We start from the raw sequence: 21,264 nt of genomic DNA, 5'->3' as shown, positions 1-21,264 counted from the left end.
GCGTCCTACATAGCTCTTTGCTTTTGTCTGTCAGATATGTCGGATGAGATCTGGATTTTTGTTGACTAGGGGCTGTTTCTTTTACGGGCATCAAGGGGCCGTCCGTGATTCCAGGTCCAGATCTTCCGGCCATTTCACCTTGGGCGCGAGGCGGCGGGTGAGATTGAAGGTGACCTTTTCGTTGTTCCAGTCCCGGGGTGGGCGAGTGAAGTGGGGTAATGCCTGCGGGCCTTGCTGCATGAATAGTTGGGCCATGGCCCAGTACATTTCGCCTTGTAGAATGTCACAGGAAAACGGGAAACGATCTAATACCTCGTTTGTACCTGGCTTAAGAACACTAATTGTTATGTTCTCTACTCTGGCTGTTCCAGGAACACAGCCTCTACAGGCTTCTGCGTGGAGGTCATCCCAATCGTATGCTACCGGGAGTACCCCCCAGGCAGCTCCATAGTTGGTGGCTGGTTCGGACGTGGCAGGTCGTACTTGCGCCCTGGAGCCGGATTGTCGAGAAAGGGTGGACTATATTTCATAGCGTCGTCGAATATGTACATTGGAAAGTGCTCTCTATGGCGTTTTGGTCGCGGCTTGTACGTTCTGCTTGGGCTGTAGCGAGTGGTTGTTGCAGTCAATGATCACCAAGTAGCAAGTCTCACAGGGGCGATAGGGTCAACCAAAACCAGACGACTTTTTCGCCGTCTATGGTCGGCATAGGGGCCTCGTATTCGAAAAAGCGCTTGCTGCCAGTTTTGTACTCACATACCCATGTTCCAGGATATGGACACAGTGACCCACTGAGTACACGAAGCCCGAAGCCAAGCCAGCGCCAGCGCACAATCTGATCTGCATGAAGCGGGAGCAGATCATTCACGCGCAGTTCGCATGACACGCACGGGTCGCTCTCAAGTTCCCAGCGCCCTGCGCGAGGAGCTGGCTCATGGCTGTTGGCGTAACGAGCCGGTTCCGGCGGGGTCTGGTCGGGGTCGCGCTGCCAGATAACAAAGCCGTCATCCGACTCATTGCTCAAGTGGGGCAGGATGTCCCCCTGTTCAAACACTCGGCGGCTGTCCGCCTGGCCGACCATGCGCCAAACCCCGGCTTGGAGGCATGGCATACCGGCGACGGCGCATGCCGGTGCAGGGGGTAGAGTGCACGTCTTCGTCGGCAGCGCGCCAACGCGCATGAAGGGTGTAGGCCAGTCGCTGTCGGCATCAAAGCGGCCCATCCAGCGACGGCCGTCCGCATCGGTGAAGCGCTCGTTAGGATCGCCGTCCCATTGACCAAATCCCAATAAGCCCAAGTCGTCGTAGCGAATGGGCTTTAACAATTTGTTCAACAGCATTGGCAACTCAGGCACGCCATACTCGGCGGGATAGAGCTCCGGTTGTTCGCCCAGTTCGATCCATAGGCCGCATTGCAATTCGGTGATACTGATGCGCGGGTGCGCCAGGGCGTTGTGCACTTGCTCACGCGTCAGGTCAAGTTTCTCGCGCCAGGGGTCGGCGAGCAAAAAGGCCCACGTGGGCGGGCGAATGCCGTTGAGTAACTCGTTGTCCATTCCGAACGGGTAATCGATATCCAAGCCGTAGAACGCAGGTGTCAAGGCGCGCTCCCAGGTGGTGACGGCGGCACGTGTGCCGAACTCCAGCGGGTTGGCCATGGCAAAGCCGCTATAGACCTGGTCGGCTTTGAGCCGGTCGATGGTCTTGAGCACAAATGTGCGCCACGCCTCGCGGTTGTCCAGCCACCACTGCCAGCGGTAGTAAAAGACAATCGATGAATAGGCTGTTTTCCAGTCGGCCGCTTTGAACTTGCTGCGCCAAAAGTAGCCGGCCGTCGTCGGTGAAGAGGCATGGTTTTCTTCATCGGTGAACTCGAAGACAAAGTATTCGTACGGCTCAGTCTTGCTGGCCAGTTTTCTAAGGTCAGGGCGGTGCAATGCATCATAGCGACGAGGGCGTGCAGCGGCGCCGTGCATGAAGATGCTATAGGGGTACCCGGCCAGCTGTTCAAACTCCTCGTGAATATCAACTAACAGTGCTGAAATTTCTTTGTTTTCTTCTTCTTTGGGTAAGAAATAGAAGGTTATAAATGGGCTGATACTGTGCCGAGCCTCATCTGTCCCCCAATATGAATTTGGCCACTCCTTGAGTAAATCAATAAAGTCGCGGCGCTCTTCGTCATCAAATAGTTCGTGCGTAGTGCTCATGGCTAGCTCCTTCCACCTTTGCCTTTCTGTACAGTTTTTTTCTTTTCTTCCGCTTCGAAGCCAGTGCAATCTTCCGGAACCCGCAGCAGTGCTACTTTTTCTTTGCCGATCTTCTCTCGATTCACCCCGGATTTTGGCGTCATGAGGTCGACGTATTCCTTTATCTGTATCGCCTTGGCCCAATCCCTGGGGAACTTGATTTCGACTGCCGCAAAAACGTTTTCGATTTCAAAGGGTTCTTGTCGGTACTCGACTACCACCAAGTCCGGTGCAAGGCTTCCCCGAGGTCGCGGCCAGAATGACGTCACCTTGCCAAAGCGCTTGGGCCGTGTCGGTGGTTCACCCAGCAGAGCTTTGCTGCTAGCACGGTTGTAATTGGGTTCTGCCTTGAGTGGGCTGTGCCAGTCCAGCGCTTCGTCAATGGCTTCGAAAAACAACGAGGCAGTGAGTTGCTTGAGTGCGATCTCGATTGTGCTGTTGACCAATTCATCACCCATCTTCTTGCGAATCCGTCGAGGTGTTTTGATGGGTATTTGCAACGCAGTGGTACACACCTGGCTAATGGCAGGGCGAAAGGGAACCTTGCGCTCAATGAACTCCTTGAACGTTATATTTTCATTGCCTCTTCTGGATACGGTGCTATTACCACCGTGGTCGACTTGAGCAAAGGTTGAACTCTTGGTGTCAACTTCCTGCGCCATCTTCTCTATGGTGGTTTGAAGCACTTGCTTGATCTTGTTTCTGCGTTCAGTAATCTCGTGCGCGAATTCGGCCAGATCTGCTGCGCTCTTTACTGCCTCAGAAACCTGATGCGCCCTGTAGGCGCGATAGGCGGCCTCGATGACACGCGCAATAGCGGCGGGGGCTGGCATCAGTCATCTACTCCCATGTAATAGTCAATCAATGCGTCCGGAAACAATTCATCGGCACTGTACTCAGCAGCTTGCCAGTCGATCGCAGCCACTTTTGACTGCCAGTCCTCGGTTATCCGTTGGTCTTCACGCATGACGGCCTTATGGACCTGCACGGCTTGGATGTTCTCGGTTGTCACCCAATCGGTTTCGCCTGAAGTGCGGGTCAAGCCTTCGGCGAGTACGCTCGCGCCAGTACTGATGCGGTACCGGTAACCTGAGAAGGCGCGTTGATCGTTCTTCACCAGTGTGTAGCGGCCCAAGAAATTGCCGAGTGGAGCGGGAGAGGGAGGTGCATGGGTAAACGAATTACCCGATCCGTTTGCATCGCAGGTCACCGTTCCCTTGAAATGGATGGTCAATCCGTCGAGGGTGATGCCCCTGGAATCGATGGTGATACTCCCGCCAGCGGCCTTGAGCTCGATTCGCTCGCCTGCGGCAACTTCGAAGCGGGTAGTCTTTTGCTCGATACTGTGGCGGGCAGACAGCTGATAGGCGTTTCTCACCGAATGTTGGGCGTTGCCTCCAACTTCGGAGTGATAGTCAGCGGCAATCTTCTCTACTCGATTGTTGGCTACCTCCTCGATACGATCGCCACCGATGTTGAGCGAGTGGTTGCGGCCAATGGTCTGAAAGCGATCACGCCACACCTGCAAATGCTGATCCTGCCCAACCTCAACCCGCTCATCGTTACCGACCCGTTCGCTGCGGTCGTGGCCGATCTCGATCTGCTCATCGCGCTCGACCTTCTCACTGCGATCATTGCCAACAAACACCCCATTGTTGTGTTTGATATGAACGTTCTTGTCCTTCTGGGCATGGATGAACACCTCTTCCTGCCCCAGCTCATCCTCAAAACGCAGCTCGTTGAAGCCCTGGCCCTTGTGGCTGCGGCTTTTGATGGTCATGCGCGTTTTGTGCTTGGGCAGTTGATACGGCGGCAGGTTGGTTTCGCGGTAGGCGCGGCCGGTGGCGATGGGCTGGTCGGGGTCGCCGTCCAGGTAGCTGATGATCAGTTCCTGGCCGACCCGGGGGATGGCCATGGCGCCCCAGGTGGCGCCGGCCCAGCCCTGGGCGACGCGGATCCAGCAGGAGCTGTGGTCGTCCTGGTGGCTGTCGCGGTCCCAGGGGAAGCTGACTTTGACCCGGCCCCATTCGTCGCAGTAGATCTCTTCGCCCGGCGGGCCGACCACGCTGGCGATCTGCGGGCCGTCGATGCGCGGCTTGGGCCGTAGCGGCGCTTTCCAGTCGGCGTCCCAGCGGATGGCGCTGGCGCTGAGCCGGTAGGCGGTGCCGCTGTCGCTGGCGAAGGCCTCTTCGAGCAGGCTGCTGTGCTGCGTGCCGTGGTGCTCGATGGCGATGGTGCGCCAGCGGTCGTTGAAGTCTTCGCGCGGGTGGTCGTTGAGGTCGAAGGCCAGGCCCGGCTGCAGGCGCGCGTCATCGCCTTCCATATGGGCCAGGCGAGCGTCGCTGCGCAGGGCGGTCAGGCGGGTTTTGGTGAAGGGCTTGCCGCTGGCGTCGCGCTTGTAGCGGCCGGGGTAGTCGTAGCGTTCGTAGTCGCTGTGCTGGTGGTCGAGGTCGCTGGCGCCGACGGCGTTGTGCTGCAGGTTGTAATAGGGGTGGGTGAAGGTGTAGTCGCGCTGCACCTGGCGCGCGCTGCGCACCTGTTCGGTGTAGTGAAAGCGCTGCAGGGCCGGCTCGGCGCTGTCGCCGCCGGCCAGCGGCTGGTAGAGCACCGGGCAGTGCTCGTGGGTGCCGATGGTGCCCAGGCCGCCGACGCGGTCGGTGAGCCACAGGGTATGGCCGTCGGCACGGTGCTCGAAGCTGTACAGCAGGCCCTCTTCGGCGGCCAGGCGGGCGATGAAGTCGAGGTCGCTTTCGCCGGCCTGGACGCAGTACTCGCGCGGCGGATGGTCGAAGCACAGGTAGGTTTTGACCTCGCTCAGGCGCTGGGCCTCGAGCACCGCGAGGATGATCTCGGGCACGCTCTGGCCCTGGAACATGCGCCAGTTCGAGCGCAGGCCGGCGCGCGCCAGGCTGGGTTCGAGCACGGCGCGGTAGCGGGTGCGGCGAAAGCCGGTGTCGCCCTGGCTGAACAGGCTGACCAGGCCGTGCACGTAGCGCACCGGGGTGTCGCCCCGCCACAGGGTGAACAGCGCGGCCAGGTCGAGCACGCGGTTGAAGTCGACGGCCGGGTCGTGGCTGGCCAGTTCCAGGCTCAGGCGAAAGGGCTGGGACAGGCCTTCCTCGAGGTGGAACTCGACCACCTCGAAGGCGTCGCCCTGCAGGGGCTCGAAGGTGAAGCGCAGGTCGCTTTGGCGGGGCATGGGGGGCTCCTTGTAGGGTCAGTCGACCAGCCAGCTGGCGTCGCCGTTTTCCAGGGTGCCGCCGTGGTCGGTGGTATCGCCGACCCGGGCCACAGAATGGCCGCCAATGGTCATCGACGACGAGCCGCTGGTGATGCTGGCGCCGCAGCCGAGGGTGTCACCAACCCGGGCAATGGCGCGGCCGTTGACGGTGAAGCTGTCGGCGCCACTGTCGACCGTGGTCGGGCCGCAGGTGGGGCAGTGATGGTTGTGGCCAAGCAGTACGATGGCAGGCATATCGCCTCCTGATCGGTGCAGCAGGAAAGGGGTGCGCCACAGGCGAGCCGTGGCGCAACGGTACGGGCGCAGCGGTTAGGCCGGTTTGCGCCAGTCGTCAGAGGCCTCGGTGCCGGCCACTTCATGGCTCCAGCTGACCTTGCGGTAGGCCAGGCTGGTCTTGATCAGCTGGGTGTAGTTGGCGTTGTCGCTGTCCTGGGCATGGGGCAGCACGGTGTGGATGTCGACCACGGTGGCGTCTTCCAGCTTGGTGGTGAAGAAGTGCTCCTGCTTGCCGTCTACCGAGGTCCGAAACCACTTCACCTCGACAGTCGGCAGCATTTCGCCGGTGGCCAGGGCCTGGTAGAGCATCGGCGAGGCCTTGCTCAGGGCGCTGGTGAAGATCAGTGGCTTGTGCACCCGCTGGCCTGATGGCTGGCCGCTCTGCGGGTCGGTCGGGGTGGTGATCTGGTGATCGATTTCCTGGGCGAGGATCTCGTCCTCATGGCCTTCGACATAGACGTTGCCGACTGAGTCGGCGGTGAAGGCGCCCTTGGTGATGTGGCCCTGGTTCTGGCCGTGGATGCTGATGTAGGCAGGTGTTGGCATGACATGCTCCGTGTCGCGTTCGATTGAACGACCCGCAGGTCGCCACCGTCGCCATGACGGTGAGTGTGTTGGCCCGATGGGCCAGGCTTTGCAGGCGCCCGGGGGCGCGCTGAAAATCGTTCAAAGGCTGAGAATCCGTTCCAGCGACACCAGCACCTGTTCGCTGATGCTGTTCAGGCGCAGGGCGTAGGCGCTGTAGGCGCCCACCAGGACCACGGCGGCCAGGGCCCAGGGTGTCCACAGCGGCAAGCTGCGCTTGAGCCGGTAATTGCGTGGGGCAATGTTGCGCAGCGGCTCGGTCAACTGCGTGGGCGTTTCGCCCCTGAGCGGGCGCAGCACGCCGTGCAACTGGGTGATGATCTTCTGCACCTCGACCTCACCGTTGGCCTGCTTGCCGTACTTGCCCTTGAGGCCCACGCACAGGCACAGGTACATGAACTCCAGGACGTGCTGGTACTTGGCCGCTTCGCTGGACATGCGCGCCAGCAGGGTGAAGAACTTTTCGCCGCCCCAGGATTCATGGTGCAAGGCACTGAGCAACGGCTGCTGTCGCCACTCGCCATGAAAGCCCCAGGCGCTGCTCATGACCACTTCATCCACCAGCAGGCAGAGGCTGTAGGAGTAGGCCTTGAGGGTGCTGGGTTGGTAGTCGAGCTGGGCGACTTCTTCCATTACCGTGACGATCTGGTTGTGAATGCTCTGGCGCAAGGCCAGCACCTCATCGTGCGCGTCCAGGCTATGCAGGCGCAGGACCAGCCCGATCAGCGGCATGGCGGCATCACAGAGGGGGTTCCACGACAGCCCGCGCAAGTCGAACTGCGGGTCGCAGCGCAGCGGCCCGGGAGCGCCGGCGGGGTTGCCGGTTTTGTGCGGCACCGCGTCAAAGTGGAGCTCTTGATTGCTCGGCTCCTGGCTGGCATCACGCATCTTTTTCACTCCTGATGGCCCACAGCTGCAGCTCAAGCTCAGGGAAGTCACCGGCGATGTGTAAGCCAAAGCCGCTGGCGCTGTGCAGGCTTTGCCAGGCCGGGTCGTGGCGGTCGAGTTCGAAGTAGCTGAAGCCGGCGTGGAACGGCAGGTGGCGTGGCGCCACCGGCAGGGGGATCAAGGGGATGCCCGGCAGTTGCAGGCTGATCAGCCGGCCCAGGGTTTCGCTGGAACTGATCTTGATCTGCCGCGGCAACTGCTGGCGCAAGGTCTCCAGCGGCAGGTTGGCGCGTACCGCCAGAATGAACTCGGCGTTGTCCAGCAGGCGCTTGTCGCCCAGTGCGGCGCTCATGACGCCGTACTCCAGGGTTTCGATCGGTAGCGATACCGCCCGTGGTTGCAGCACCGTGCCCAGGGCCCGGCGCAGGGTAAGCTCCAGGGGCTTGAAGCACTGGTGCAGGCTGTCGTGCTGATAGGCCGGGCATTCCTCGGGCAGGTGGCTCTCATCGGTGAAGGTCACCAGCTCGCCGCAGGCCTGGGCAAAGGTGATGTACAGGCGTTCGGGGTGGATGTGGCGTTGCCGGTTCAGGTGCTGGAACAGCGGGTACCAGCGGTTGAGGGTTTGCAGCAGGTTGAAGTCGGTGACGTCGGCCACCCCGGACTGCCCGGGCGAGCCGATGCGTTCGGCCAGGTTGCGCGCCCGTTCACGCATCAGCCCGGTGATTTCGCCCAGGTAGCGCTGCAGCGCCGGCACCGCCTGCAATGACAGGCTGGTGGGATAGAACTGCTCGTCCATCACCAGGCTGCCGTCGGGGCGCTTGTCGTGGATCCTGCCCACGGCAATGCTGGTGAAGGCGCTGCGGTCATCGCGTTCGAGCATCAGTTGCAGGTTGGGGACCGCCAGGTTCATTTCCACCTGGTCGCCGCTTTCGCTGTGGATGTCATGCACCGGCTTGCGCTGGGCGATGTAGCGGCTGTTGGCGTACTGCTCGGGCCAGCGCACCTCCAGTCCTCCGGCGGATTTGAGCGGCAGCGTCAGGTAGACCACCTGGTTGACCAGGCCGCTGTCGCTGATTTCCAGTGGCGCCGGCGGGGCCAGGTCGCCGGGGATGTCGAAGACGCTGCCGTCAGGCAGGATGCCCCGCGCACGATTGATCGCCACCTTGGCAAAATTGAGGAACTCGTTGTTCAGCTCCAGCTCGCTGAAGCCGTACGGCGCCGGGTTGAGGCTCTCGACCCGCTGTTGCGCGGCGGCCTCCATAGCGCGTGCCTGTTGCTGGAAGTGCTGGGGTTTGACGAACAAACCCTCGTGCCAAATGACCGGGTGGCGTGAACTCATTGTCGGGCTCTCTGAAGGTAAGGGGCGCAAGCTGGCGTCATCGGGTTTCACCCTTGAGCTCGACTTGCGCCTGGCCAAGCTCGACCAGCAGCGCGTAGCGCCGGCCCTTGGGTTCGACGCGCAGCAGCTGCTTCCACTGGCTGACCTCCTCGTTGTGGTAGTCGGCGATCACCGCGACGAAGCGCGTCTGCTCATCAAGGGGCTGTGGGTCGATGAACTTGAACTGGCCGGGCCGCAACAGGTAGTCGTCGACGCGGATATAGGTGCTGCCCAGGGCGTGTTTCAGGTCGAGCGCCAGGGCTTGGGCACTGGCGCTGATCAGCAACGAGTCGTCGCTCAGTTGCAGGACCCTGAACGCCACCGGCGTGGCAATCAGTTGCGGGGCAAGGTGCTGTGCCGAGGTAGCCAGGTGGACGCCGGCAGCCTGGTAATCGCCCAGGGGTGACTCCTCGACCCAGGACGCCTGGGGTTCAGGCGCAGGTTCTTCACGCACGGGTGATTGCGCCGGGGCGTTTTCGTACAGATGCTCGAGCACCGCTTGCAGCTTGTCTGCCAGGGCCTGGGGGCTGCTGGCCTTGATGTCCAGGCGGTAGGGCGCCTCGGCGGGGTGTTCGGCGGCCATTGGCGCGTTGCCGGGGTTGACCAGGCGGCGGTTGACGTCATCGCTGGCGTGCAGGCTCAGCGAGTACTGGCTGGGTTGATCACCGGGCCCGCCCACCGGCGTCGAAGGGTCGACGATCACCTGGCCGAGCTTGCCCAGCAGTGTGCAGCCGCCGAGGGTCAGGGCTGCCAGCAGCAACAGTCCCAGGCGCAGTGAGCTGGTCGCTGCCGGGTGTTTCCTGCCACGCGCAACAGGCGGGTGGCGGTGGTTGGGTGCGGGCTGGCGATGGGCTGTTGCCAGCGGTATCGACGGCGGTGCGCCCAGGCCCAGCAACGGGTCGTGCTGTTCGCGCGGATCCAGTGGCCGGCACAGGCGATCGAAATCCGCGCACAAGGCCGGGGCAGGCACAGGCGCTGGCTGCAGCGGGCGGGTATTGGCGTGCCAGTCCTCCAGGCCGTCCTCGTGCCCGCTGAGCAGCTCGGCCAGCGAACGCTGGCTCAGGTGGCGTGGGTCATCGTCGGTACAGGCAGCGCTGTGCAGGTGCACGACGATCCGGTAGACACCGACCTTAAGCCAGTCGCCTTCGTTCAGGCGAACGGTGGCGCCGCGGCCCAGGGGCAGGTCATGGCCATTGAGGTAAGTGCCGTCGCACAGGTCGGTGACACAGAAGCGGCCTTCATGCCAGTGGATCCGGCAGTGCTGCGGGCGCACGCGGCCAGAGCGGTCACGCAGCAGCCAGTCGCAGCCGTGGCTGCCGATCAGGCCGCCGCGGTAATCCATGCCCCGGCTGGGCAGGCAGCCATGCAGCAGCTGCGCCGGATTAGCGATCACCAGGGTCAGCTTCATGCGCGCCCCCTGATCCGTACCACGGCAGGGTGGCGCTGTTGCTGGTTCTCGATGAAGCTGGTCCAGCCCAGGTGGGTACCGCCCTGGCGCTGCAGGTTGAACGGCGGTACGTCCTCTGCGCACAGGTGCAGCTCCAGATCGTAGGCGGTCACGTCGCGCAGCAGAAACTCCAGCAACTGGCGCAGGCGGGCGAACTGCGTACCACTGGGCAGAAACTGGCGAAAGCGCGCCTGGGACAGGTTGGGGATCACCAGGGTGAACTTGCTGGCGCGGGTCCGGGTGCGCTCGCCAACCACGAAGCTGTTGCCCAGCTGGCCGTTGCGCTCGCCCAGCACCAGGCGCTGGCGCGAGGGCACGGGCACGGTGCGCCGTTCGAACTCACGTAGGTAGACGCCCTGTACATCGAAGCAATGCTCGACGATGCCGGACACCATCGACGGCGGCCGGCTGCGGCTGGCGATCAGCCCGGCAAAGCTCAGCAGGCGGCCCCAGGGCAAGGGCGTAGCACCGCGCAGGTCGTTGTCGTTCAGGCCGATCAGAGAAAACACATAACGCGAAAAACGGTCGCGGGCCCCGGGCTGGAAGCGGATGTAGTAGCGGTACTTGCGCCAGCTCTGGTGCAGCAGGGTCAGCAGGCGATGATTGAAAAAGTCCAGGAATGCCGGGCGAATCCCGCGCTCCTGGGCCTGCTCGTAAGCCAGGCGGTCGAGGTAGTAGGCGGGCAGGGGCGAGTCGCTGCCCTGCAGGCCGAAGAAGCTGGTCTGCATCCGATAACGCTGGTTACCGCTGCCGTCGTCGGCCAGCACGCCCGCCTGGGTTACGTCGGACGCCGGAAAGCCGAGGCTGGCCTGGCTCTGCAGGCGAACCCGGCGGCGCGTGGCCAGGGCCGCAGGCAGTGCTTCGAGGTCGTCGCCGTGCAGGGCGTGCAGGTGCTCGAGCAGGCGATGGAACGAATAGTTGCGGGCGTCGGCCAGCAGCGCTTGGGCTAGATCAGGGGTTGCCTGCCGGTCAACAGTGGCCATTCATAGTGCTCGTTGTTGGTGGTGTTGATCACTTCCAGGCGATGGAAGGAATTGATGCTGGCGTAGAGGGCAAAGAAGCGTGACAACACGCTGGCGAACAGGTACAGGTCGCCCTCGCAGAGAAAGGCCTGCTGGTCCAGGTGCAGGCAGGTCTGCAGGCCGCGCACCGGCAGGCCCTTCATCAGCCAGTCGACCGCGCAGGTCTGGGCCTTTCCAATGCCATTGAGGCGCTTGCGTGTGGCCCGGGCCTGCTGCAGGTCATGCAGGGCGGCAAAGTCGTAGGCGCGAATCACCGCCTTGAGCGGCTCGGCCGACAGCAGCGACAGGTAGTTGAGCGACAGGTTGGAAATCAGCGTCCAGTGCAGGCTGCTGTCGAGTACCGGCCGGTAGGCGCGGGTCGGCGCGATCAGGTTGGTATAGGTGGCGAACGAAGGCGTCGCCTCGGTCGACAACGACAGATCGCCGACCCCCAGGGCCTGGGGCAGGTCGCGGTTGCTGCAGGTCAGCTCGATCGAGGCGGTTTCGCGCTCGCCGATGTACAGGCTCTCGTCGCCGCGGACAAAGGCGATGCGATGGATCAGGCCATCACGGCCATGGGATTCTTCGATGTGGGTGCGAAAGTACAGGGCGGTGCGCCCGCGGGCGAGTTCGATCTCGTGCTGGAACGACTCGAAAGGGGTGAAGGTGCGAAGCGGCTCGCCCTGGCGTTCCTTGTCGCTGGCATCCCAGCCGGCCACCCGGTCGACGCTGAATACCTCGTACGCTTCAGGGTGCTTGCCCGCAGGCCGGATACGCCGCTCCAGCTGGCGTCCGTCGAGGGCAATGGGCTCGGCATCGTGGCTGAACAGGTTGACCGCCGGTGCGCAGTACAGCTGCAGGTCGCGGGTGCACAGGCGCATGTTGGCCGGCATGGGCCGGGAGAATTCGAACTCGAAGCGAATCTGCCCGCAGCTCAGCGCCGGCCATACCCGGGCAAGGCCAGTGAGGCTGAAGAAGTGAAAACGCTGGGGGAAGACGAAGTACTCCTGCAATATCCGGTAGCCGTCGAAGACATTGCGCGGGTAGGGCAGCAGCGCCTCTTCGGCGCTGAACCCGGGAAAGCCGATGTTCTCGGCCGACAGTCCGTAGGTGTTGCCATCGATCTGCAGGGTCAGGCGTTTCAGGTAGTGGGCAATCCACAGGTACAGGGTCTGGGCCGTGGCGTCGTCACCGCTGAGGTGAAAATCCAGTTGCTCGCACTCCAGGCTGTTGAGCGGTTGCGGGGTCAGCACCTTGAGATCGATGCGCAGCATTGAGGTCTCGCGGCTGTGCGCATCACTGACCTCTTGCATGGCCAGGGGGAACAGGCTGACTTCGGTACAGGTGCGAAACTCGCACGACACACCATCCACGGGCTTGGCGAACAACCGCGTGCCCTTGGGCAGCACTTTGCGCCGGGTGATCGCGTCAGGCCGCGGCTCGAAGCGCACGATGGTGGCGCTGGGCAGTGGGCGCAGGTAGTTGGGCCAGAGCATCTGCAGCAACGGATGGGTCAGCTCGGGCAGGTCGTCGTCGATCTTCATGCCCAGCTTGGCGGTGAGAAAGGCGAAGCCTTCCAGCAGGCGCTCGACGTCCGGGTCGCCGGCCTGGTCGCCGAGAAACTGCGCCAGTTGCGGGTTGTCTTCGGCAAACTCGCGGCCCAGCTCGCGCAGGTAACGCAGTTCATCGGCAAAGCGTTGTTTCAAGCTCATGGTCTTCTCACTTCACCCGGGTGTAGCCGTCGCGGCCATGGATGGCCACTTGCAGTTGCACCTGTTCTTCCCTGTGCTCGAGCCGTACCTGGCAGTCGAGGCGAAAGTTGAGCTCCAGCGGCAGGTCCGGGTCAGGCTGATAACGCACACCGGTGACCTTGATCCGCGGCTCGAATGCCTCGACCGAGCGGCGAATGTCGGCGCTGATGGCGATCAGCAGGTCGTTGCTGCCCTGGGCGGCACCGTTGAAATCGCGCAGGCCCAGTTCAGGGCTGCTTTGCGAGCAGCCCTGGCGGGCGTTGAGCACCTGTTCAAGGTGCCGCTTGATCGCTTCGATCGCCTGCCGGGCCTGGCTCTGCGCCGTGCCCGGGCGGTAGTGCGGGGCGTCGGGCTCGAGGCGCTCGAACAGGCTGTTGACGCTCATCTACTGGGTGTCCAGGCGGCCAACCAGCGAGATCTCGAAGTTGGCGCCCATGTACTTGAAGTGCGGGCGCACCGCCAGCGAGACCTGGTACCAGCCCGGGTTGCCGGCCACCTCCTGGACTTCGATCTGCGCGGCGCGCAGGGGGCGGCGGCTGCGTACGTCGGCGGACGGGTTGTCCTGGTCGGCAACGTATTGCTTGAGCCAGGTGGTCAGTTCGCGCTCGACGTCCTGGCGCTCCTTCCAGCTGCCGATCTGCTCGCGTTGCAGCACCTTGATGTAATGGGCCAGGCGATTGACGATGAACAGGTAGGGCAGCTGGGTGCCCAGCTTGTAGTTGGTCTGCGCTTGCTGGCCTTCGCGGGTCTTGGGGAAGGTCTTGGGTTTTTGCACCGAGTTGGCCGAAAAGAACGCCGCGTTGTCGCTGTCCTTGCGCATGGTCAGGGGGATGAAGCCGGCTTCGGACAGCTCGAATTCCTTGCGATCGGAAATCAGCACTTCGGTGGGGATCTTGGCCTGCAACTGGCCCATGGCTTCGAACAGGTGCACCGGCAGGTCATCGACCGCACCGCCCGATTGTGGGCCGATGATGTTCGGGCACCAGCGGTAGCGGGCAAAGCTTTCGGTGATGCGCGAAGCCATTAAAAACGCCGTGTTGCCCCACAGGTAGTGATCGTGATTGGCGTCGATGCCCTCGTCGTAGCAGAAGCTGCGAATCGGGTTCTCGGTGCTGTGCCAGGGCGAGCGCAACAAAAAGCGCGGCAGGGTCGCGGCCAGGTACTTGGCGTCTTCCATGTCCCGCAGGCCGCGCCATTTGGCATGCGCCGGGCCTTCGAAGATGTCGTTGACTTCCTTGACCGCGGCCAGCTCCTGGAAACTCTTGAGGTTGAAAAACTCAGGCCCTGCGGCCATCACGAACGGCGCATGGGCCATGGCGCCAACCGCTGCCACGTAGCCGAGCAACTTGATATCCGGCGACGACGGGCCGAAGGTGTAGTTGCCGATCATCGCTGCCACCGGCTCGCCACCGAACTGGCCGAAGCCTGCGCTGTAGACGTGCTTGTACAGGCCGCTGCGGGTGATGTCGCCGGCATTGTCGAAGTCGTCGAGCAACTCCTCCTTGGTGATATGCAACACCTCGAGCTTGATGTTCTCGCGAAAATCCGTGCGATCGACCAGCAGCTTCAAACCGCGCCAGGCCGATTCCAGTTGCTGGAACTGCGGCTGGTGGAGGATCTGGTCGATTTGCCGGCTCAAGGCCTGGTCGATTTCGCTGATCATCTGGTCGACCCGGTGTTTGTTCACCGGTTGCTGGTGATCACCGCTTTGCAGGATCTCGCTGATGTAGGCGGCCACCCCCTGGCGGGCGATGGCGTAGCCTTCCTGGGCAGGGCGGATCGTGGTGTTGGCCAGTAGTTGATCGAGCAGCGAGGCGTGTTCATCGGTCGTCAGGACCTGGGCTGCAGCGCTTTCCTTGGGCATGGTGGGTTCTCCGTTCATAACTGGGATGCAGGGCAGGGGAGTCAGTGTTAGTTACGCGGTTGTTATGCGTCGGTAACCGTATTTGTTGCATCCAGTACCAGGTCGAGTTCCTGGGCCAGGCGCTGGCGAGTGGCTTCGTCACTGAGCAGGCTTTGCAAGTGCTTGCGAAAGGCCGGTACATTACCCATCGGCCCTTTAAGGGCGACCAGTGCTTCGCGAAGTTGCAGCAGTTTGTTCAACTCCGGTACTTGCCGGGCGATGGCATCCGGGCCGAAGTCATTGATCGAGCGAAAGTGCAGGTGCACGTTCAGGTCATTGTCGCGGTCGGCGCACAGTGTTGACGGTACTGCCATCTGCAAACCCACCTCAGCCTCGGCCAGCACGGCGTTGAAGCTGTCCTTGTCAATGCGCACCGGGCGGCGCTCCTCGAGGCTAGAGGTATCGCCGCGGCCCAGGAAATCCCCGGTGACCAGCAGTTTCAGCGGCAGTTCGACTTCTGCCTGCTGATCACCGGTAGCGGGCACATATTTGATATTGATGCGCTCTTTGGGGGCGACGGAACCGTGCATTTTAGACATGGGAATATCCATTTCAGGCTGTAGGTCATTTATATTAGGAATGGATCCAATACCCTTTGTCATGTCGGATGTTTCCTAAAATGTTCTGATTAATGCGTAGGACAATTCGCCAATGTTCTGATTTGCGTTTAAGACTGTGTTTATATTTCTTACTTGCTCTTCCTGTATTTGGCGATTTGCTGATTTTTTACCTGTTGCAGCTTGCATTTCATTTTTTAATTGAGCGATGCTTTAAATGCGTTTTATTCGATTGAACAACTATCGGCAAACTTGCATGAGTTGCAGCTGAGGAGTGGCGATGGGCGCTATGGGCAAGGAGTGGCAATACAGGTGGCTGGGCCTGTGCGTAGCGGTATTGCTGCCAGCCAGTGCGCTGGCGGCGCCGGACTGCACCTCGATCGTTTCGCCGCTCAAGCGCCTGGCCTGTTTCGACGAAGCCGCCGGTACGCCACCGGGCCCGGCGCCGGTGGCGAGCCCGGCTTCGCGGGTAGGCCTGGTACCGGCTGTCGTCGACCTGGTGCAGCGCAATGAGCAGCGCCGCGCCGCGGACGACTTTCGCTTCCTCGCATCGCTCTGGCCCGAAGCCGATGATGACAGCCGCCAGCGGATGATCATTTCCGCGCCGGCGCTGGGCGTCGCGCCGCCGCGGCCTTACCTTGCGATCAGCTGCGAGGCGAATATTTCCCGGGTGCAACTGGTGCTGGATGAGCCGCCCGGGCCCAACCGTATCCGCCTGCAACTGCTCAAGGACGGCCAGCCGGTGGCCGATGCCTACCCGTGGCAAGTACTCGACGATGCCGGTTTGGTGGTTGACGCCGGGCGCGGGCTGCAAGCCATTGCCCTGCTGCGGCGCATGGGCGGCGGCCAGCGCCTGAGGGTGAAAAGCGATTACCCGGCACTGGACGGGCTGGTTTTCGATGCGCAAGGTTTGGGTGAGCTGATCGAGCAGGAGCGCCAGCTATGTCGCTGGTGATCGACCTTGCGGCCGGCGCTCTCACGCAGTTGTTGGCGCCCATCGAGGCCGACCGGCCCGCCGGTTATTTTGATGTGGAAGATGAAACCTTCCAGGCCATCGACCAGGAAATGGTCAAGCTGGGCGGCCTGCGCGAGAACACTATCGACTGGCCATACATCGATGAAGCCTCGCGTCAGTACCTTGCCACTCAGTGCAAGCACCTGCGCATTCTCGGCCATCTGCAGGTGGTGTGGCTGCGCACCGCAGAGTGGGGGCACTGGAGCGCTGCCCTGACGCTGCTGGCGGGCATGGTCGAGCATTACTGGGACAGTGCTCACCCGGTGCCAGGGCCGACCGGCTACCTGAACAAGCGCAAGCAGGTGCTGCGCCTGCTCGAGGGGCTCGGCCAGGCCCTGCCGAGCCTGCAGCGTAGCAGCTTTGCCGAGGTTCACCAGACCGACGCCGAACAGGCCCTGGCCAGCTTGCTGGACGGCATCGACACCACGCGGCTCGAGCCCGCAGCGATCGAAGCGCTGCAATTGCAACTGGGCAAGTACCGCGAACGCTGCCTGCCGGCCCCGGCAGGTCGCGCGGTAGCTGCCGATGCCGGCCTGAGCCCGGCGTTCTTCGCAAGCACGGCGCCGGTGGGCAATGAGCGTGAACAGCGCCGGGCCTTGCTGAACATGGCTGAACAGATCAACCAGCAGGACCCCTACGACCCGGTGGGCTATCAGTTGCGGCGCTTCGCCTTGTGGACCCCTGTGCGCACCGCGCCGTCGGTCACCCGCGAGCGGCGCAGCGAACTCAGCGCGGTGCCCCGGGATATCGTCGACAGCTACCACGACGCCCTGGCCGCCAACAACGTCGAGCCCGCGTTGCTGATGCGCATCGAGCGCAGTGTTGGCGCCTCACCCTACTGGTTGCGCGGCAGCTTTTTGGCGGCCAGCGTGGCTTCGCGCCTGGCCATGGACGAAGTGGCGGGCGCCATTCGCCAGGCCTGCGAACGCTTCGCCTGCCGTTTACCGGGTTTGACCAGCTTGTGCTTCAGCGACGGCACGCCGTTCGCCGATGCCCAGACCCTGGCCTGGATCAGCGGCGCCGATCAGCCCGAGGCGGCGCACAGCCCGGTGCAGGAGTTCGCCGGGCTGCGCGACGAACTGATTGCCCAGCTTGATCGCGAAGGCGTCGAGGTCGTGCTGTTGCGCTTGCAGGAACTGCAAGCCGAGCAGCAGGCCCCACGCCAGCGCTGCTATGCCACGGTGATTGCCGCCGACCTGTTGGCGGCCCGCGGTCTGGCGTGGCTGGCGGACGATCTGTATGCCGGCGTTGCCCGGGTAATGCGCGAGACCAGCGCACAGGGCTGGGAGCCACAGTTGTACCTGAAGGTGGCACAGCGCTCTGGCGCCGACCCGCTGATCACTGCAGTCAAGGAGTAGCGAAAATATGGATAGGGTCTGGAGTCACCTCAAGCGTTGGCGGCTGCCGATGCTGCGCCAGTTTAACCGGTCACTGACGTTGCTGGTGATGCTGGGCGTGCTGCTGGTGCTGGGCGCAATCTGGTGGCTGGGCCCACAATGGGTCTGGAATGACCATCGACCGCTGGCGCCACTGCCCATGCGCGTGGCGGCCAGTGTCGTGGTGCTGGTAGCGCCGCTGCTGGCCTGGGCCTGGCGGGTACGCCGGCGATACCAGGCGTTTCAGGCCGAGCGCCAACAGCAGGCGGCGCGCCAGGCCGACCCCTGCCTGCCCCATGTACAGGCCCAGGAGCGGGCGCTGGCGCGCAGCCTCGATCACCTGCTCAACAACATGGAGCGCCGCCGCTCGCTGTACCAACTGCCCTGGTACCTGGTGCTCGGGGCGCAGAATGCCGGCAAGACCAGCCTGATTACCCGCTCCAACCAGAGCTTCGCCCTGTCTCAGGTCACCCGCGCGGGCGCCAGCGCCCAGCAGGATCCCGATCTGGCGTACCCGATCGACTGGTGGATAGGGGACGAGGCAGTGCTGTTCGACCCGCCGGGCGAACTGCTCAGCCAGCCTGAAGGGCCATTGCCCCACGAAGCCAGTGCCGAGGGCGAAGACAGCGTTCAGCAGGGGCTCCCCGTCGGTACTCACCAGCGGCTGTGGCTGCATCTGCTCGACTGGCTGGCCCGCACCCGCAGCCGTCGCGCCCTCAATGGCGTGGTGCTGGTGATTGACCTGCAAAGCTTGCTGACCCAGGCGCCGGAGCAGCGCAAGGCCCAGGCGAACTTGCTGCGCACACGCTTGTATGAACTGACCCGGCAGTTGGGCACCCGCCTGCCGGTGTATGTGACCCTGAGCAAGGTCGACCTGCTGGAAGGTTTCGAAGAGTGCTTTGCCCGGCTTTCGCCGAGCGGGCGTGAAGCATTGCTGGGCTTCACCTTCAGCCTGGCGGCAGTGGACGACTTCGATGCCTGGCAGCAAGAGCTGGCCAGCGGTTACGACAGGTTTGTCGAGCTTCTGGGGGCGCAGGTATTCGACAGTTGCGCCCAGGCCCATTCGTTGAGCGAGCGTCAGCGGCTGGTGGCGCTGATGCGCCAGTTATCCGGCCTGCGTCCGGCACTGCTGGGTTTTTTCGCCGAGATGCTCGGCAGTGACTGCTTCACCACGCCGGCACTGGTACGGGGGGTGTACTTTTCCTCGGTGTACCAGCAGGGTACGCTGAGCAACGCCTTCGTCGACGAGGCCGGCAAATCCTATCAACTGCCGTCGCCGGCAGCCGAGGTAAAGCCTGCCGGCGGCAAGGTGGTCTATTTCGCCCAGCAGCTGTTCCAGCGCGTCATCTACCCGGAGGCGGGGCTGGCCGGCGACAATATCAAGGTCGCCCGCAGCAAGCGCCGGCTGTTGCTTGCCGGGTTTGCCGTCGCTTCATTGGGCTGCTTGCTGGCGGTGGGACTGTGGCAGCTGTACTTCAGCGTGAACCGTGACAAGGCGGCCAGCGTCCTGGCCAAAAGCCAGGAGTTCAGTGCACGGGATATCGATGCCAAGGTCGACACCACTGGCCGTAATCTTTTGGCGCCGCTGGACCAGATTCGTGACGCGGTGTCGGTGTACGGCGACTATCGTCAGGCCTGGCCGCTGCTGTCCGACATGGGCCTGTACCAGGGCAAGAAGATTGGCCCGACGGTGGACGAAGCCTACCTCAAGCTGCTGTCCAAGCGCTTTTTGCCGGCCCTCGCCAGCCGCGCCCTGGAAGCTGTCTTTGCTGCGCCTACCGGCAGTGACGAGCAACTGCAGGCGTTGCGCGTGTACCGCATGATTGAAGATCGAGGCAATCGCCAGGCGGCCATTGTCGAGCAGTGGGCAGCTCGGCAATGGCAGCGCGCCTACCCCGGTCAGGGGCAGGTGCAAGCCGACCTGATGCGCCACCTCGACTACGCGCTGAAGTACGCCGACGCCGATCTGGCGCAGCACCACGAAAAAATCGCCCAGGTGCAACAGGCCTTGCGTCAGCGGCCCATGGCCGAGCGGGTTTATCTGGCTCTCAAGCGCCAGGCGCAGGCGCGTCTGCAGCCGGCGCTGGACCTGCGCAGCGAAGTGGGCCCGGCCTTTGACATCATCTACCAGGTGCCGTCCGCCAGTGAGGGCGACAGCCTGTTGCTGGCTCCGCTGCTCACGGCCAAAGGCTACAAGGCTTACTTCGAGTCGGGTAGCCGTAACCTCATCGAGCTGGCAATGATCGACCAATGGGTACTCGGCGAGCGTCAGCGCCTGGATTACTCCGAGCATGACCGCGAGGTGCTCGGCCAGCGCGTTCGCGCCCTGTACCACGCCGACTATGTGGACAGCTGGCGCCGGGCACTGAACCAGGTTTCGATCGTCGATTTTCGTGACCTGGGCCACGGCGTGGCAGTGCTTGAGCAGGTAACCGGGCCCGGCGCACCGGTGCGCCGCCTGCTGGAAACCCTGCGCGACAATACGGTGATCTTTGCGTCGCTGCCGGTGGCCGAAGTTGAGCCGTTAGCCGGTGCGCAAACGGCAACGGATGGGCCGCCCCAGGCGGTGGCGATCCGCCGGGCATTTTCCGGCCTGGCGGAGTTGATCACGGCCCAGGCTGACCGGCCGTCCTACTATGACGAAACCCTGCGTGCGGTCAGTGCGGTGTACGACTACGCCAAGACCGTGCACGACAGCCCCGACCCGGGCAAGGCCGCATTGAAAGCGGTGTTGCAGCGCTTCGCGCTGGGCGGCGCCGACCCGATTGCCAACCTGCAGCGTATCGCCGCCGGCTTGCCCGAACCGCTCAACCAGCAGGCCAGAAAGCTTGCCGACCAGACCGCGCAGGTGTTGATGATCGCCGCCCTGGGCGAGCTGGAAAAGCGCTGGGACAGCGAGGTCTACAGTTTCTACCATGAGCGCCTGGCCAATCGTTACCCGTTCAGGCCTGCTGGCGAGGATGCCTCGCTGGAAGACTTCGAGAGCTTCTTCGGCCCCAAGGGGCGCTTGCAGCAGTTTCAGGACCAGTACCTGAGCGTATTCCTCAAGGACAACCTCGACGCGCTGTACTCCGATGCCCTGGGTGGCTACCTGGTGCGCAGCGATGTGCTGGAGCAACTGCAGCATGCCGAACGCATCCGTGACACCTTCTTCAACAACCGCGGCCACCTGGCGGTGCAATTGAGCATCGAACCCCTGGCCTTGAGCAGCAGTCGCCTGAGCAGCCTGCTGAGCATCGATGGCCAACTGGTCCCGTACCGCCATGGCGCGCCGCAGCGCACCGGGCTGGTCTGGCCCAATGACCTGGGCAGTGCCAGTGCCAGCCAGCTGACGCTGGTGAACAGCAGCGGTAACACCGCCAGCCTCAGCTATCGTGGGCCCTGGTCGCTGTTTCGCCTGCTCAGCCGCGCCCAGCTCAACGGCCGCACCGACACCAGCGTCGATCTGACCTTTGCCGTCGCCGATGGCCTGATGCGCTACCGGGTCGAGGTACAGAAGGCCAACAACCCGGTGACCCAGCGCAGTTTCGCCGGGTTTGCCTTGCCCAGGACCTTGCTCGAGGCGCGCCGCGGCCTGGCGGTCGATGATGAGTCATAGCCG

General features: G+C 63.1%; 16 protein-coding genes and 1 pseudogene. 3 read left to right on the top strand and 14 right to left on the bottom strand.

Annotation, left to right across the window (positions count from 1 at the left end):
- Positions 1-90 precede the first annotated feature (90 nt).
- The 14 genes and pseudogenes from ACIOVF_RS01215 to tssB form a co-directional block, all read right to left on the bottom strand.
- Positions 91-432, bottom strand: a pseudogene (locus ACIOVF_RS01215) (DUF6708 domain-containing protein); the annotation flags it as partial.
- Between the two features lie 217 nt (positions 433-649).
- A complete protein-coding gene (locus ACIOVF_RS01210; RefSeq protein WP_401286778.1) occupies positions 650-2,206 on the bottom strand; it encodes a type VI immunity family protein in 1,557 nt (518 codons plus the stop codon).
- Between the two features lie 2 nt (positions 2,207-2,208).
- Positions 2,209-3,078: a hypothetical protein gene (locus ACIOVF_RS01205; protein ID WP_045193994.1), complete on the bottom strand. Its 870-nt coding sequence runs from the start codon at positions 3,076-3,078 to the stop codon at positions 2,209-2,211.
- Entirely contained in the window at positions 3,078-5,444 is a 2,367-nt protein-coding gene (locus ACIOVF_RS01200; protein ID WP_401286774.1) for a type VI secretion system Vgr family protein, read from the bottom strand. The genes ACIOVF_RS01205 and ACIOVF_RS01200 overlap by 1 nt, the downstream gene beginning before the upstream one ends.
- An 18-nt stretch (positions 5,445-5,462) precedes the next feature.
- On the bottom strand, positions 5,463-5,720 hold the full coding sequence (locus ACIOVF_RS01195) for a PAAR domain-containing protein (protein ID WP_093381831.1): 258 nt from the start codon (positions 5,718-5,720) through the stop codon (positions 5,463-5,465).
- Between the two features lie 75 nt (positions 5,721-5,795).
- Positions 5,796-6,308, bottom strand: a complete 513-nt coding sequence (locus tag ACIOVF_RS01190) for an Hcp family type VI secretion system effector (protein ID WP_045197961.1) — start codon at positions 6,306-6,308, stop codon at positions 5,796-5,798.
- A 120-nt stretch (positions 6,309-6,428) separates the two neighbouring features.
- The gene (gene icmH / locus ACIOVF_RS01185) at positions 6,429-7,235 is read right to left on the bottom strand and encodes a type IVB secretion system protein IcmH/DotU (protein WP_093381832.1); all 807 of its coding nucleotides are present in this window, start codon (positions 7,233-7,235) and stop codon (positions 6,429-6,431) included.
- A complete protein-coding gene (gene tssK, locus ACIOVF_RS01180; protein WP_401286769.1) occupies positions 7,228-8,574 on the bottom strand; it encodes a type VI secretion system baseplate subunit TssK in 1,347 nt (448 codons plus the stop codon). The genes icmH and tssK overlap by 8 nt, the downstream gene beginning before the upstream one ends.
- Positions 8,575-8,611: 37 nt before the next feature.
- On the bottom strand, positions 8,612-10,021 hold the full coding sequence (gene tssJ / locus ACIOVF_RS01175; protein ID WP_401286766.1) for a type VI secretion system lipoprotein TssJ: 1,410 nt from the start codon (positions 10,019-10,021) through the stop codon (positions 8,612-8,614).
- The gene (tssG, locus tag ACIOVF_RS01170; RefSeq protein ID WP_401286763.1) at positions 10,018-11,043 is read right to left on the bottom strand and encodes a type VI secretion system baseplate subunit TssG; all 1,026 of its coding nucleotides are present in this window, start codon (positions 11,041-11,043) and stop codon (positions 10,018-10,020) included. Before tssG ends, tssJ begins: the two co-directional genes overlap by 4 nt.
- Positions 11,007-12,773 (bottom strand): type VI secretion system baseplate subunit TssF, encoded by a 1,767-nt coding sequence (tssF, locus tag ACIOVF_RS01165; protein ID WP_401286760.1) that lies wholly within the window; start codon positions 12,771-12,773, stop codon positions 11,007-11,009. Before tssF ends, tssG begins: the two co-directional genes overlap by 37 nt.
- A 7-nt stretch (positions 12,774-12,780) precedes the next feature.
- Positions 12,781-13,197, bottom strand: coding sequence for a type VI secretion system baseplate subunit TssE (tssE, locus tag ACIOVF_RS01160; RefSeq protein ID WP_045197969.1), 417 nt, complete (start codon positions 13,195-13,197; stop codon positions 12,781-12,783).
- Positions 13,198-14,676 (bottom strand): type VI secretion system contractile sheath large subunit, encoded by a 1,479-nt coding sequence (gene tssC / locus ACIOVF_RS01155; RefSeq protein WP_401286756.1) that lies wholly within the window; start codon positions 14,674-14,676, stop codon positions 13,198-13,200.
- Between the two features lie 62 nt (positions 14,677-14,738).
- A complete protein-coding gene (gene tssB / locus ACIOVF_RS01150; protein WP_045197973.1) occupies positions 14,739-15,254 on the bottom strand; it encodes a type VI secretion system contractile sheath small subunit in 516 nt (171 codons plus the stop codon).
- Between the two features lie 298 nt (positions 15,255-15,552).
- Between tssB and vasI the strand changes: the two genes are divergently transcribed.
- Genes vasI through tssM form a run of 3 tightly spaced genes read left to right on the top strand, consistent with a single transcriptional unit; the run spans position 15,553 to position 21,261 of the window.
- Positions 15,553-16,227, top strand: a complete 675-nt coding sequence (gene vasI, locus ACIOVF_RS01145; protein WP_249744425.1) for a type VI secretion system-associated protein VasI — start codon at positions 15,553-15,555, stop codon at positions 16,225-16,227.
- Positions 16,215-17,645 carry a type VI secretion system protein TssA gene (tssA, locus tag ACIOVF_RS01140; protein ID WP_401286751.1) on the top strand — a complete coding sequence of 477 codons (1,431 nt, stop codon included), beginning with the start codon at positions 16,215-16,217 and terminating at the stop codon, positions 17,643-17,645. Before vasI ends, tssA begins: the two co-directional genes overlap by 13 nt.
- Before the next feature lie 7 nt (positions 17,646-17,652).
- On the top strand, positions 17,653-21,261 hold the full coding sequence (tssM, locus tag ACIOVF_RS01135) for a type VI secretion system membrane subunit TssM (RefSeq protein WP_401286748.1): 3,609 nt from the start codon (positions 17,653-17,655) through the stop codon (positions 21,259-21,261).
- Positions 21,262-21,264: the final 3 nt, after the last annotated feature.

It is taken from the genome of Pseudomonas sp. NPDC087612 (genome assembly GCF_044743505.1).
In the GTDB taxonomy this organism is placed as follows: domain Bacteria; phylum Pseudomonadota; class Gammaproteobacteria; order Pseudomonadales; family Pseudomonadaceae; genus Aquipseudomonas.
The sequence above is the reverse complement of the archived record's forward strand: the minus strand, read 5'-3'. Positions and strand labels throughout refer to the sequence as shown.